At 74.2% G+C, this 12986-nt stretch carries 14 protein-coding genes; 9 read left to right on the forward strand and 5 right to left on the reverse strand.

Features of this window, described 5'->3' with window-relative positions:
* Window positions 1-27: 27 nt before the first annotated feature.
* Entirely contained in the window at window positions 28-492 is a 465-nt protein-coding gene (locus ACEN9V_RS02145) for an NUDIX domain-containing protein (protein WP_413601939.1), read from the reverse strand.
* 22 nt (window positions 493-514) lie between these two features.
* On the opposite strand from ACEN9V_RS02145, the gene ACEN9V_RS02150 reads away from it, so the two are divergent.
* Window positions 515-1381: an alpha/beta fold hydrolase gene (locus ACEN9V_RS02150; RefSeq protein ID WP_413601940.1), complete on the forward strand. Its 867-nt coding sequence runs from the start codon at window positions 515-517 to the stop codon at window positions 1379-1381.
* A gap of 61 nt (window positions 1382-1442) precedes the next feature.
* A complete protein-coding gene (locus tag ACEN9V_RS02155; protein WP_413601941.1) occupies window positions 1443-2303 on the forward strand; it encodes a universal stress protein in 861 nt (286 codons plus the stop codon).
* A gap of 4 nt (window positions 2304-2307) precedes the next feature.
* Here the strand turns inward: ACEN9V_RS02155 and ACEN9V_RS02160 are convergent, their stop codons facing one another.
* The 3 genes from ACEN9V_RS02160 to ACEN9V_RS02170 form a co-directional block, all read right to left on the reverse strand.
* Complete coding sequence (locus ACEN9V_RS02160) at window positions 2308-3309, reverse strand: SGNH/GDSL hydrolase family protein (protein WP_413601942.1); 1002 nt, start codon at window positions 3307-3309, stop codon at window positions 2308-2310.
* A 110-nt stretch (window positions 3310-3419) separates the two neighbouring features.
* Complete coding sequence (locus tag ACEN9V_RS02165; RefSeq protein WP_413601943.1) at window positions 3420-3776, reverse strand: PRC-barrel domain-containing protein; 357 nt, start codon at window positions 3774-3776, stop codon at window positions 3420-3422.
* Window positions 3777-3823: 47 nt separating this feature from the next.
* Window positions 3824-4804, reverse strand: coding sequence for a glycosyltransferase family 9 protein (locus tag ACEN9V_RS02170; protein ID WP_413601944.1), 981 nt, complete (start codon window positions 4802-4804; stop codon window positions 3824-3826).
* 99 nt (window positions 4805-4903) lie between these two features.
* Between ACEN9V_RS02170 and ACEN9V_RS02175 the strand changes: the two genes are divergently transcribed.
* The 7 genes from ACEN9V_RS02175 to ACEN9V_RS02205 all read left to right on the forward strand — a co-directional run bounded on the left by ACEN9V_RS02175 (window position 4904) and on the right by ACEN9V_RS02205 (window position 11732).
* On the forward strand, window positions 4904-5455 hold the full coding sequence (locus tag ACEN9V_RS02175; RefSeq protein ID WP_413601945.1) for an HAD-IIIA family hydrolase: 552 nt from the start codon (window positions 4904-4906) through the stop codon (window positions 5453-5455).
* Window positions 5452-6528, forward strand: a complete 1077-nt coding sequence (locus ACEN9V_RS02180) for a glycosyltransferase family 9 protein (protein WP_413601946.1) — start codon at window positions 5452-5454, stop codon at window positions 6526-6528. The genes ACEN9V_RS02175 and ACEN9V_RS02180 overlap by 4 nt, the downstream gene beginning before the upstream one ends.
* Before the next feature lie 154 nt (window positions 6529-6682).
* Window positions 6683-7681, forward strand: coding sequence for a glycosyltransferase (locus tag ACEN9V_RS02185; RefSeq protein ID WP_413601947.1), 999 nt, complete (start codon window positions 6683-6685; stop codon window positions 7679-7681).
* Complete coding sequence (locus tag ACEN9V_RS02190) at window positions 7678-8970, forward strand: glycosyltransferase (protein ID WP_413601948.1); 1293 nt, start codon at window positions 7678-7680, stop codon at window positions 8968-8970. Before ACEN9V_RS02185 ends, ACEN9V_RS02190 begins: the two co-directional genes overlap by 4 nt.
* The gene (locus tag ACEN9V_RS02195) at window positions 8967-9590 is read left to right on the forward strand and encodes an SIS domain-containing protein (protein WP_413601949.1); all 624 of its coding nucleotides are present in this window, start codon (window positions 8967-8969) and stop codon (window positions 9588-9590) included. The genes ACEN9V_RS02190 and ACEN9V_RS02195 overlap by 4 nt, the downstream gene beginning before the upstream one ends.
* A complete protein-coding gene (locus tag ACEN9V_RS02200; protein WP_413601950.1) occupies window positions 9587-11002 on the forward strand; it encodes a PfkB family carbohydrate kinase in 1416 nt (471 codons plus the stop codon). The genes ACEN9V_RS02195 and ACEN9V_RS02200 overlap by 4 nt, the downstream gene beginning before the upstream one ends.
* A 25-nt stretch (window positions 11003-11027) precedes the next feature.
* A complete protein-coding gene (locus ACEN9V_RS02205; protein ID WP_413601951.1) occupies window positions 11028-11732 on the forward strand; it encodes an SDR family oxidoreductase in 705 nt (234 codons plus the stop codon).
* A gap of 66 nt (window positions 11733-11798) precedes the next feature.
* Here ACEN9V_RS02205 and ACEN9V_RS02210 read toward each other — a convergent pair whose 3' ends face one another.
* Entirely contained in the window at window positions 11799-12899 is a 1101-nt protein-coding gene (locus ACEN9V_RS02210) for a glycosyltransferase family 9 protein (RefSeq protein WP_413601952.1), read from the reverse strand.
* Window positions 12900-12986 lie beyond the last annotated feature (87 nt).

A 12986-nucleotide genomic window follows, 5' to 3' on the forward strand; every position in this document is an offset into this window, starting at 1 on the left:
CGAGATCCGGTCGTGACGCCGCACCCGTCACTCCCGCACCACGTCCCCGAGCGCCGAGAGCGCCGCGACCTGCCCCGCGACGAGCATGGAGCGAGCGGCCTCGATCGGAACCCAGCGGGCGTCGTCGACCTCGGGCACCTCGACGAAGCGACCCGATCCGCGCGGGAGCTCGAGTCGCACCGTGTTCGAGTGCACCGCGTCCACGGAGAACGACGGGGCGTGCCCGGCGAACACCGTCACACGCTTCCCGGACGCCTGTCGGAACTCGCCGAGGTCGACGAGGTCCGCCGTCGGTGCCCCCACCCCGATCTCCTCCGCGAACTCCCGCAGCGCGGCATCGCGCGGCGACTCGTCGTCGCCGTACTCGCCTTTCGGGATCGACCACGCACGCTCGCGACGACGCCAGAACGGGCCGCCCATGTGCGCGATGAACACCTCGAGCACCCCGGACGCATCCGTCCGGTACAGCAGCAGTCCCGCACTCCGCACCACGGTGTGAGGCTACGCTCGCGCCATGCAGCGAAGCACCCGTCCAGGAGACGACCTGCGTCCCGTGCGACTCGACGACGACCGGACCGTCCTGGTCGACGACACCGCGGACGGCACCGATGCACTGCCGGACGCACCGACGGTCGTCTGGCACCACGAGACGCCGCACACCGGCGCGCACCTCGAACCGGTCCGCCGCGCGGCATCGGACCGCGGCATCCGGCTGGTCGCCGTCACCCGCCCCGGCTTCGGCGGCGCCGACCCGCTGCCGGGCCGGACGGTCGCCGACGGCGCCCGGGATCTCGCGCAGGTGCTCGACACGCTCGGCATCGACCGCGTCGCGGTCGTCGGCGGTTCCGGTGGCGGCCCGCACGCCCTCGCCGCAGCCGCGCTGCTCACGGACCGCGTCACCGCCGTCGCGACGTTCGCCGCACCAGCCCCCTTCTTCGACGACGCGGCCTGGTGGGACGGCATGGCGGACGACGGCGGTCTGCGCAGCGCGCAGGCCGGACGGGAGGCTCGGCTCGCCTGGGCGGAGACGGCCGGGTTCGACCCCGCGCAGTTCACCGACGCGGACTGGGCGGCCCTGGACGGAGAGTGGGCCGCGCTGGGTCAGGACGCACAGGCGGCGGGTCCCACGAGCCTCCAGGGCGGTGCCGACGACGACGTGGCGTTCGTGACGGACTGGGGCTTCGCCCTCGCCGACGTGCGGGTGCCGGCGCTCGTGGAACAGGGCGTCGACGACCGGGTCATCCCGGTCGCGCACGGACGGATGCTCGCGGCCGGCCTGCCGGACGCGACCCTGCACGAACGGTCGGGCCTCGGGCACGTGTCCGTCCTCACGGCACTCCCTCAGGCGATGGACTGGTTGCTCCGCGCCGGCCGGGAGTAGCTTCAGCGCCAGGAGCGCCGACCGACGCCCCGCGCTGGCCCCGATGAGGAGGTCGATCGGGATGGACGAGCAGTGGACGAGCGTCACCCTCGCGGCGGATGCGGCACATCCGCACGACGAGGCCGTCAGGTGGATCGCGGCGCGAGCAGGGACCGGGATCCGGCACGTCCGGGTCGTCGGTGTCGATCCGGCACTCGAGGGCCGCGTCGGTCCGGACGGCAAACGGGTCGCGGAGCACGTCGCGGACGAGACCAGGAGCGCGTTGCCCGGCGTCGACGTCGAGGTCGTCCGGCACGCCGGACCGGCTGCCGCCGCGCTCCTCACCGAGTCGGACACGACGGACCTGCTCGTGATCGGCACGTTCCGGAGCCGGCGCGGGTCCACGGTCGGGGGCGAGGCCGCTCGCGTCGCCGGACGCGCGGCGGTGCCGACCGTCGTCGTGCCGGACGGGCCGCACCCGATCGACGGGGACGTCGTCCTCGCGGTGGAGGATCCGCTCGACGAACGCGCCGTCGCGATCGCCGTCGACGAGGCCCGCCGCACGAACCGTCGGCTGACCCTGCTCCGGGCGTGGGAGATGCCCGTGCTCACCAGGACCGGCCTGACCGACTTCGCCGAGGACCCCGACCGCTGGCGGCTGCAGAACAAGGCGTTGCTCGCGCGGGCGTCGACGGAGATCGCGGGGCGGTACCCGGACGTCCGGCTGCGGTCGCTCCTGGTCGAGGGTCGGCCGGGTCGGGCGATCGCCGCGCACACCAGGCACGCGTCACTGGTCGTGCTCGGGCGGGGGCACGTCCGGGTGCTGTCGGGGTCGGTGCTGCGCGACGTGCTGCACGGGACGGTGTCGCCGGTGTGCGTCGTTCCGCCGTCGGCGCACGAGGCCGCAGCGGTGACCGCCGCGGCGGCCGAGGCGATCGGCTGACCGCTCAGCCGAGCAGGTCGCGGATCGCAGCCTCCGCTCGACGCGCCAGGTACGCGACGCCCGCCGTGTTCGGGTGCAGTGCGCCCGGCTCCAGGTCGATCCGCCGGAGCCCGTTGGTGGAGTCGAGCGTGACCCCGGAGACGTACGGCCGCTTCGTGGCGCAGGCCGAGCGCGCCTGCGTCGACGCGAACACGTCGACGAAGCGGACGCCCGCCGCGGCGGCAGCCGACCTGGCGACGTCGTTCAGTTCCTCTTGGACGCCGTGCAGGTAGCGGACGTCGGTGTTCGTGAACGGGTACGAGTTCGTCGGGAAGGACCCGGTGAGCGTCCCGATGTCGAGCGCCGACCGGAAGCACCCCTTCGCCGGGGTGTGATCGGCGTCGGGGAAGATCGCCGGGTACCCGAGGAACACGATCTCGGCGTTCGGCGCCGCGTTCCTGATCGCCGCGAGGGTGTTCGCGATGCCCAGGGACACCCGGGCCTGGATCTTCGTGCCGAGCTGGTCCACGCCGTCGCGGACCAGGGTGCTCCGGCAGGACGGGGCGTCACGGCCGGAGAAGACCGGGCCCTTCGCCGAGAGCGCCAGGCACGACGCCGCGGTGCCGAAGAGATCGGCGTCGTTCCCGCCGATGGTCAGGGTCACGAGCCGCGTGTCCGACGACAGCGCCTCGATCTGCGGCGGCACACCCCGGAACTGGTGCCCGCCGAGGATGTCCGCGCTGGTGGCACCGCCGCACGTGACGTCGTGCAGCGCGAGGCCGAACCGGGCGGCGATCCGGTGCGGGTAGTCCTGGGCGGACTGCCCGCACGCGGTCGTCGGCAGCCCGGTCGGGTCGCCGAGCCCGTAGCCCGCCGAGTACGAGTCGCCCAGCGCCACGTACTCGCTGCCGACCGGCAGGTTCGCGAGGCGCTCCGGCGGCTCGGCCGACGAACGGTACGGCTGCGGCACGGGCCAGAGCGGCGCCGCCGACGCGGAGGGCGCGGCGATCGATCCGGCTGCGAGCACGACGGACACCGCCAGTGCGGCGACCAGCGTCGAACGGACGGAACGGAGCAGGGCGGGTCCCTCGGGTGTGCGCGGGGTCGGACAGAGGGAACCAGGCTAGCCGGGCGTCCTCAGCGTCGGCCGAGTCGCCGTTCGCCGTTGCTGCCCGTGCGGTGTTCGAGTCCGTAGTGCGAGTACAGCTCCGGCTCGGTCGCCGCGTCGAGCTCGCCGTCGGTGGGGATCGACGGGGCGTCCTTGATGAGCTTCTTCGCGAACGTCACGTGCAGGTGCTTCGGGGTGACGGTCGCACCGGTGAGCGGGACGAAGACGAGCTTCTGGAAGCCGACGATACCGGTCTGCACGGCGCCGAACGCGGGTTCCGAGGTCGCGGTGTCGTAGTAGATGCTCTCGAGCGTCCCGACGCGGTCGTCGCCCTCGTCGACGACCGGCAGGCCGATCCAGTCCCGGATGTTGGCCGCTTCGAACACGGTGCTCCCTCCGCGGTCGCCGGTCGCTCCGGCACCGCTCCTCGACGCTACCGGTCGGCAGCTGCGTCCGTCCGGCCCTGGACGCCGAGCCCGTCGACCGCTGCGAGCACGTCGGCCGCGTGCACGGCGAGGATCGCCGGATCGGGTTCCTCGGAGAACACCTCGCCGCGACGGACCGACGCGTCCGTCAGCACGACGTGCGGTCCGGATGCCGGCGGCCCCCAGCTCTCGGGCGGTGCCGGTCCGAAGAGCACGACCGAGGGGATGCCGTACGCCGATGCGAGGTGGGCAGCCCCGGTGTCCACCGTGACGACGACGCGTGCCGCGGCGACCACCGCGGCGAACGCACGGAGGTCGAGGACGCCGGCCAGCACCGCCCCCGGCGGCAGGCCGGCCCCCTCCGCGACCGCGGTGGCGCGCTCGACGTCAGCCGGGCCTCCCGTCAGGACGACGTCGTGTCCGCGCTCGCGCAGTCCGCGCACCACCTCGGCGAAGCGGTCGACCGGCCAGTGCCGGGCCCCGTGGAACGCACCGACGTGCACCACGGCCGCCCCGTCGACGACGGGGGGATCGTCCGGGCGGTCGATCGCGACGTCGTCGGCGTCCGCGTCGACGTCGTACGCGCGGAGGAGTGCGGTCCACCGCTCGCGTTCGTTGACGGTGCCGGTGTCCCACGTCGGTCCGCCGGCGCCGTGGTGGATGACCCGGCGCGCGCCGAGCGCGGCGACGAGGTCCTCGGACTCCGGACCGGCGCCGTGGAGGTTGACGGCCACGTCGGTCACGCCGGGGGGCACCCCGATCGGGTGGTCGAACCCCTGCTGCGCGAGGTGCACGTCGACGGACGGGATCAGCTCGACGAGCGGCGCCAGCCACGCCGTCGTCGCGAGGCTGATGCGGTGGTCGGGGAACGCGCGTCGCAGAGCGTGGAGGGCCGGGACGGCGACGAGGAGGTCGCCGAGCTTGATCGCGCGGAGCACGACGAGTTCCGGTCGGCCGTCGGACGGGGGCAGGGAGTCGAGCGCGGTCACCTCGGAGACGCTAGACCGGCGAGGCGACACCGGTCACCACGATCGCGCTCAGCGGCCTTCCTGCCCGCCCGTCCGGGGACCGGTGGGTACAACTCGGGTATGGCCCTCTCCGCAGACCGCGTCGTACGCGGTCTCCTCTTCGATCGGGACGACACCCTCGTCATCGACGTGCCGTACAACGCCGACCCGCACCGCGTGGTCCCCGTGCCCGGTGCTCGCCGGGCGGTCGAACGGGCGAGAGCGGCGGGTCTCGCGGTCGGCGTCGTCACGAACCAGTCGGTGATCGCCCGCGGCGGGGCCACCCGTGCGCAGGTCGACGCGACGAACGCCCGGGTCGACGAACTCGTCGGCCCCTTCGACGTCTGGTGCGTCTGCCCGCACGGTCCGGAGGACGCGTGCGTCTGCCGGAAGCCCCGTCCCGGACTCGTCGACCAGGCCTCGGAACGGCTCGGGATCGCCGCGACCGACCTCGTCGTCATCGGTGACATCGGCGCGGACGTCGGCGCCGCGGCCGCTGCCGGAGCGCAGTCGATCCTCGTCCCGACGCCGCGCACGCGGACCGCGGAGGTCGACGCCGCGCCGACCGTCGCCGCGTCGCTCGACGAGGCGGTCGGACTGGTGCTCGCCCACGTTCCCGCGGCCCACGCGTGAGCAGCACGGATCCGCACGAGGGACGGTCGGGTCCCCGGGTCCTCGTCGCACGGCTCGATTCGTTCGGCGACGTCCTCGTGGCCGGTCCGGCGGTGCGCGCGATCGCGGCGGGGGCGTCCCACGTCACGATGCTGTGCGGCCCGCATGGGGCCCCGGCCGCCGAGCTCCTGCCCGGGATCGACCGCGTGCGGGTCTGGGCAGCGCCGTGGGTCACCGAGACGCCGGGCGCGCTCGACGACACCGCGCTCGTGGCCTTCCGCGCGATGGTCGAGGAGGAGGGCATCGACGAAGCGGTCGTCCTCACGTCCTTCCACCAATCGCCGCTCCCCCTTGCCGTGCTCCTCCGGCTGGCCGGCGTCGGCCGGGTCTCCGGGGCGTCCGTCGACCACCCCGGTTCGCTCCTCGACGTGCGTCTCCGGCCCGGGGAGGATCTGCCGGAGGACATCCCCGAACCGGAACGCGCGCTGCGCATCGCCGCCGCCGCCGGGTTCCTGCTGCCGCCGGAGGACGACGGGAGGCTCGGGGTGCTCCCGCCCGGCGCCCCACCGGACGACGTGGCCGCGCTGGGTCGCTATGTGGTGGTCCATCCCGGAGCCAGCGTCGAGGCGCGTTCCTGGCCGGCGGCGCAGCACCGTGCGCTCGTCACGGCGTACGCGGAACGCGGCGTCCCGGTGGTCGTGACCGGCTCCCCCGGCGAGCGGGCGCTCACCGCCGCGGTCGCCGCCGGCGCGGTGGCCGGTGCGGCACCGGTGCTCGACCTCGGCGGACGGACGACGCCGGCGGGACTCGCCGCGGTGCTCGCCGGGGCCGAGGTCGTCGTCGTGGGGAACACCGGCCCGGCGCACCTGGCCGCCGCCGTCGGAGCGCGCATCGTCAGCCTGTTCTCCCCCGTCGTCCCCGCCGCCAAGTGGGCCCCGTCCGCCGAGCACGTCGAGCTGCTGGGCGACCAGTCCGCTGCCTGTCGACTGACCCGCGCACGCGACTGCCCGGTCCCGGGGCACCCCTGCCTCACCTCCGTGTCCGTCGACGACGTGCTCGCCGCGCACGAGCGCCTCACGGCACCGCGCACCTGACGCCACGACCCGCCCCGGGCACCGCGGGTGCGCTCCGTGGATGAAGCGACGCTGTCTGCGAAGCGCTCCAGAAGCCGCTGCGTAGCGTCCGGCACTGCTCCTCCTCTCCGCTCCTCCCCGCCGTCCACGGCGGCCGACCTCCCGAAGGGACAGCATGCGCATCCTCGTCTGGCACGTCCACGGTGGCTGGATGGACGCCTTCGTCCGCGGCTCGCACGAGTACCTCGTCCCGACGACGCCGGCGCGCGACGGCTGGGGCCTCGGCACCGGAGGACGTGACTGGCCGAACGTCGTCGAGATCGCGCCGGAGGACCTCGCCGCCGCCGACGTCGACCTCGTCGTCCTGCAGCGCACCGAGGAAGCCGGGGTCGTGACCGAGATGCTCGGAGGACGCCAGGTGCCGACGGTCTTCGTCGAGCACAACGCGCCGAGGGTCGACGTACCGGGCTCGGTGCACCCCTTCCGCGACCGTGACGACCTGACGATCGCGCACGTCACCCACTGGAACGCACTCATGTGGGACTGCGGTTCCACCCGCACCACCGTCGTCGAGCACGGCGTCGTCGACCCGGGCCTGCTCTACTCCGGACGCCTCGAACGGTTCGGCGCGGTCATCAACGAGCCCGTCCGCCGGAACCGGGTCGTCGGCACGGACCTGCTCCCCCGTTTCGCCGAGGTCGCACCCGTGGACGTCTTCGGCATGGGGACCGAACACCTCGTGGAGCTCGGGCACGGCGACCGCCTGGTGGGGCTCGGCGACGTCAAGCCCGACCCGATGCACGCTGCCCTGGCCGAGCGCCGGGCCTACCTGCACCCGAACCGCTGGACCTCGCTCGGCCTCTCGCTCATCGAGGCGATGCACATGGCCATGCCGGTCCTCGTCCTCGCGACGACCGACGCTCCGCGCACGGTGCCCGCCGAGGCCGGCGCGATCTCGACCGACGTGGCGGAGCTGACCCGAGCCTCCCGGCTGCTCCTCGACGACCCGGACGAGGCGCGCCGTCGTGGCGCCGTCGCCCGTGAAGCCGCGCTCGCGCGCCACTCCCTCGCCCGGTTCCTCCGGGACTGGGACGAACTCCTCGACGACACGGTCACCCGACACCACCGTGCGAACCGCACCACCCGTCCGGCTCTCGAAGGGAGCACTCGATGAAGATCGCGATGGTCTCGGAACACGCCAGTCCGCTCGCCGTCCTCGGCGGCGTCGACGCGGGCGGACAGAACGTCCACGTCGCCGCGCTGTCCGGCGCGCTCGCCGACCGTGGCCACGAGGTGACGGTCTACACGCGTCGCGACGACCCCGAACTGCCGACCCGTGTGCCGCTGCGCACCGGCGTCGAGGTCGTGCACGTCGACGCGGGCCCGGCGCGAGCGGTGCCGAAGGACGACCTCTTCCCGTACATGGCGACGTTCGCCCAGGTGCTCGCCGCCGAGTGGTTCGTCGACCGACCGGACATCGTCCACGGGCACTTCTGGATGTCCGGACACGCAGCGCTCGAGGCGGTGACGCAGGTCCAGGCCCGCACGGGCGGCGTGCGCGTCCCGATCGTGCAGACCTTCCACGCACTCGGGGTCGTCAAGCGTCGGCACCAGGGGTCGGCGGACACGAGTCCGGTGGAACGCGAGTGGATCGAACCGTCCGTCGGGCGCGGGGTCGACCAGGTCGTCGCGACCTGCTCGGACGAGGCGTTCGAGCTGAAGGCGCTCGGTGTGCCGCTCCGCGCGATCTCGGTCGTCCCGTGCGGCGTCGACGTCGAGCGCTTCCGCCCGACCGGTCCGGTCGAGCAGCGCGGCCGCGCGTTCCGGGTGCTGACCGCCTCCCGCCTGGTCCGACGCAAGGGCGTCGGGACGACGATCGCGGCACTGGCGCAGCTCGTCGCCGACGGGCGCGACGTCGAACTCGTCGTGGTCGGCGGAGCCGGCACCGCGGGCGCCGACCTGCCGGACGACCCCGAGTACCAGCGGCTCGACACGCTCGCTCGCCAGCTGGGCGTCCGCGACCACGTCTCCTTCCGCGGGCAGCTGGGGCAGGACGACATGCCGTCGGTGTACCGGAGCGCGGACGTCGTCGTCTGCGCGCCCTGGTACGAACCGTTCGGCATCGTGCCGCTCGAGGCGATGGCCTGCGGACGGCCCGTCGTGGCGTCCCGCGTCGGTGGACTCATCGACACCGTCGTCGAGGACTCGACCGGGCTGCATGTGCCGCCACGCGACGAGGACGCGGTCGCGGCAGCTGTCGCAGCGCTCCTCGACGACCCGGACCGTGCCGCGGCGTACGGCAGTGCCGGACGTGAGCGGGTCGAGACCCGGTACGCCTGGACGAAGGTCGCGGCCGACACCGAACGCGTCTACGAGCGACTGATCGGGCGCGAACTCCGCGCACCGAGGACCACCGCGCGCGGCACCGCAGCCGTCCGCGCCACGGAGAGGACAGCACGATGACCGTCGACCAGCACGCCCTCGGCACCACCGAACGGATGAGCGACAGCGCCCGGGCGGTGCTCGACCACGTCGCGGCGTCCGTGCCCGTGATCGCGTCGCTCGTCGACCACCGCGACCACATCGCGGCATGGGCCGACGACGTCGCCGCCCGACTGGTGGCCGGCCGACGGCTCCTCGCCGCCGGCAACGGCGGGTCCGCGGCCGAGGCGCAGCACCTGACCTCGGAGCTCACCGGTCGGTTCGACGGCGATCGTCCCGCGTACTCGGCGATCTCCCTGCACGCGGAGACCTCGGCCGTCACCGCGATCGGGAACGACTACGGCTACGACGAGGTGTTCGCCAGGCAGGTCCGCGCGCACGCCCGCGCCGGGGACGTCGTCGTCCTCCTCAGCACCAGCGGGAAGAGCCCGAACCTCCTCACGGCAGCGGCCGCCGCCCGAGCGGTCGGTGCCCGGTCGCTCGCGATGACCGGCCCGCGGCCGAACCCCCTCGCCGACGCCGTCGACGACGCGATCTGCATCGAGGGTCCGTCCGCCCACGTGCAGGAGGCCCAGCTCGTCCTCGTGCACGCCCTCTGCACGGCGATGGAACCGGTCCTCCGCCGAGGAGCACGACGATGAGCGCGGCCCGACCGATCCCGCCGAGCCCGGCTCCGCTCCGGATCGCGGTCGTCGGGGACACGCTGCTCGACGTCGACGTGTCCGGCTCCAGCGAGCGACTGAGTCCGGACGCACCCGTGCCCGTCGTGGACGTCCGCACCGACGAGCGGCGGGCCGGGGGCGCCGGCCTGGTCGCGACGATGCTCGCGAAGGACGGCCACGACGTCACGCTCGTCACCGTGCTCGCGGACGACGGCCACGCGACCGAGATCCAGGACCTCCTCCCCGGCGTCCGGGTCGTCGCCGGTCCGTCCGGCGCCCCCACTCCCGTCAAGACCCGGGTGCGGGTCGGCGACCACGCCCTCGTCCGCATCGACGAGGGCTGCGACACCCCGCCGATCCCCGACGTCACCGACGCCATGACCGCGGTGCTCGGCGATGTGGACGCGGTCGTCGTCGCCGACTACGGGCGCGGTGTCGCCGCCGCGCCCGTGCTCCGCGACGCGATCGCCCGTGCAGCCGAGACCGTGCCAGTGGTGTGGGACCCGCACCCGAAGGGCGCCGCTCCGGTCCCCGGGATCGCGGTCGCCACGCCGAACGCCGCGGAGGCCCGACGGTTCACCGACCTGACCGGCGACGGTGTCACGTTCGCCACGGACGCCGCCGACGCGCTGCTCGAGACCTGGCAGATCGGTGCCGTCGCCGTCACGATGGGCGACCGCGGTGCGCTCGTCGGTCGCCGGACCGGACGCGGCCTCGACAGCCGGTTCCTCCCAGCGCCCTCGGTGACGGCCGGCGACCCGTGCGGCGCCGGCGACCGGCTCGCCGCGGGTGTCGCCGTCGCGCTCGCGAGCGGCGCCGACGTGGCCGACGCGGTCGCCGCCGGTGTCGCGGACGCCTCCGCGTACCTCGCCGCAGGCGGTGTCGCCTCGCTGCTCGCCGACGCCGATCCCGCTCCCGTGGAGGTCCCTGGTACGGACCGCGACGCCATGCGGGTGGTGCACCGCACGCGGAGCGCCGGCGGCACCGTCGTCGCGACCGGGGGCTGCTTCGACCTGCTGCACGCCGGCCACGCCAGGACGCTCTCGGCAGCCCGGGCGCTCGGCGACTGCCTGGTCGTCTGCCTGAACTCGGACGACTCCGTCCGACAGCTCAAGGGACCGGAGCGGCCGATCATGACGCAGGACGACCGCGTCGAACTGCTGCTCGCGCTCGACTGCGTCGACGCCGTCGTCGTGTTCGACGAGACCACTCCGGACGAGGCGCTCCGTCGCTTCCGCCCCGACGTCTGGGCGAAGGGCGGCGACTACACCGCCGACGAACTCCCGGAGTCCCGGACGCTCGCGGAGTGGGGCGGGCGGGTCGTCACCGTCCCGTTCCACCCCGGACGATCCACCACCCGTCTCGCCGCGGCGCTCGCGCACGTCGGCTGACGACACCCACCACGAAAGGAACCACATGCCCGTCCCCACCACCCCCATCGGCCGCGTCCTCGTGACCGGCGGTGCCAGCGGACTCGGAGCGGCCGTCGTCGACGCCGTCACCGAGGCCGGCGGCACCCCGATCGTCCTCGACCTCCGGGTCGACGGTGTCGCCGACGGCATCGACGCGGTCGCCGTGGACGTGACGGACACCGCCGCGACCGAGCGGGCCGTCCGTGACGCGGCGGAACGGCACGGCGGGCTCGACGCGGTCGTCACCGCCGCGGGCATCGACAAGCCCGCGCCGATCGGCGGGCTGTCCGCCACGGACTGGGAGCGGATCGTCGGCGTGAACCTGCTCGGCACCGCGGCCGTGGTCCGTGCGGCGCTCCCGACGCTCGAGGAGAACCACGGCCGGGTGGTGACGATCTCCTCGTCCCTCGCCCTGCGCGGGGTCGGCGACGGCACCGCCTACTCGGCGTCCAAGTTCGGCGTCCGCGGGTTCTCCCAGGCGCTCGCAGCCGAGACCGCCGGCACGGTCGGCGTCACGAACGTCATCCCCGCCGGCATGCGGACGAACTTCTTCGCGGACCGCACCGAGCAGTACAAGCCGGGCCCCGACGCGCAGCTCATCGAGCCGTCCTACGTCGCCAACGCGATCCTGTTCGCGCTCGCGCAGCCGGCGGGATGCGAGATCCGCGAGCTGTCGATCATGCCGGCCACGGAGCCGAGCTGGCCGTGAGGCGCTGACGTACACACAGAACCGACGGGAGGCTCGGTGCCGGTCCGGCACCGAGCCTCCGGTCCGTCAGCGGGTGCGGAGCAGGTCGTCGACGTCCGCCAGGACGAGCGCCGGGTCGACCTCGTCGACGTAGGACGGGTCGTGTTCGCAGCGCTCCGCCGTCCAGCCGACCTGCGTGACGTCGACGCCGCAGACCGGGCAGCGCGTCACGAAGGACATGTGGACGCGGTGTCGGCCGCGGTCGAGCGGCCCGGCGTTGACGACGTTGCCGAACCAGAACACGCCCACCGTCCGCGTGCCCACGGCGACGGCCAGGTGCCGGGGCCCGGAGTCGTCGCCGACCATGACGTCCGCCGCTCCGAGGACCGCGGGCAGTTCGCGCAGCGGCAGCACGCCGACCATGTCGTGCAGGCGGGCCGCCTCCTCCGCTCCGACCGCCGCTCGGACGGCCCGGGCGATGGCGTCGGCGGCCGGGCGGTCCGACTCGTCGCCGACCAGCACGACGTCGTCCCCCTCGGCGAGCCGTGCGACGGCGACCGTCGCGAACCGTTCCGGACTCCACCGGCGCCGGGGGTCGGTGGCGCCGGGGTGCATCGCGATCAGGGTCCGCTCCACGCCGAGCCGCTCCCGGACCGCGGCGCGCTCGACGTCGGCGACCACGACCCGGGGGTCGAGCGTGACCGGGTCGGCGCCCGCGAGACCGACGACCTCGAGTGCTCGGAGCACCTCGTGCTGGTAGTAGACGTACCGGACCCAGCGTTCGAGGACCTCGGCGTCCTCGGTGGCGGTGCCGACGGTGTGCCGCGCCCCGAGTCGCAGCAGGAACGGGTTCGAGTTCCGCCCACCGCCGTGCAGCTGGACCGCGAGGTCGAACCGGCCGGCGAGCCGCGACTCGAAGTCCTCGACCGACGGTGCACCCTCGCCGGAGTCACGGACGCCCGGCGACACCGGGAGTTCCTCGAACGCGTGGACGGCACGGGTCCGTCCCGAGAGCAGTGCCTCGGCCGCCGGAGTGCCGAGCAGGGTCACCCGCGCGTCCGGGTACGCGGCGGCGAGGGCCTCGATCGCCGGCATCGCGAACATCAGGTCGCCGAGCCCGCCTCCCCGGAGCACCGCGACCTCGCGGACCCCCTCGAACCGTTCGCCACCTTCGCCGATGCGCACCACGCTCGCCGTCTCCTCTTTCGTCGTCAGCCTCCCTGTCTACCGACCGTCGCCCGAGAGCGTGCTCGTGGCCCGGGCGACGAGCCGCAG

The sequence above is a fragment of the Curtobacterium sp. Curtsp57 genome, from assembly GCF_047324335.1.
Lineage (GTDB): Bacteria > Actinomycetota > Actinomycetes > Actinomycetales > Microbacteriaceae > Curtobacterium.

What these genes read in the sequence shown, in the direction of transcription:
- ACEN9V_RS02205 (WP_413601951.1), top strand. Translation starts at nt 11,028, where the DNA reads ATGCCCGTCCCCACCACCCCCATCGGCCGCGTCCTCGTGACCGGCGGT.
- ACEN9V_RS02175 (WP_413601945.1), top strand. Translation starts at nt 4,904, where the DNA reads ATGGCCCTCTCCGCAGACCGCGTCGTACGCGGTCTCCTCTTCGATCGG.
- ACEN9V_RS02150 (WP_413601940.1), top strand. Translation starts at nt 515, where the DNA reads ATGCAGCGAAGCACCCGTCCAGGAGACGACCTGCGTCCCGTGCGACTC.
- ACEN9V_RS02200 (WP_413601950.1), top strand. Translation starts at nt 9,587, where the DNA reads ATGAGCGCGGCCCGACCGATCCCGCCGAGCCCGGCTCCGCTCCGGATC.
- ACEN9V_RS02155 (WP_413601941.1), top strand. Translation starts at nt 1,443, where the DNA reads ATGGACGAGCAGTGGACGAGCGTCACCCTCGCGGCGGATGCGGCACAT.
- ACEN9V_RS02185 (WP_413601947.1), top strand. Translation starts at nt 6,683, where the DNA reads ATGCGCATCCTCGTCTGGCACGTCCACGGTGGCTGGATGGACGCCTTC.
- ACEN9V_RS02190 (WP_413601948.1), top strand. Translation starts at nt 7,678, where the DNA reads ATGAAGATCGCGATGGTCTCGGAACACGCCAGTCCGCTCGCCGTCCTC.
- ACEN9V_RS02195 (WP_413601949.1), top strand. Translation starts at nt 8,967, where the DNA reads ATGACCGTCGACCAGCACGCCCTCGGCACCACCGAACGGATGAGCGAC.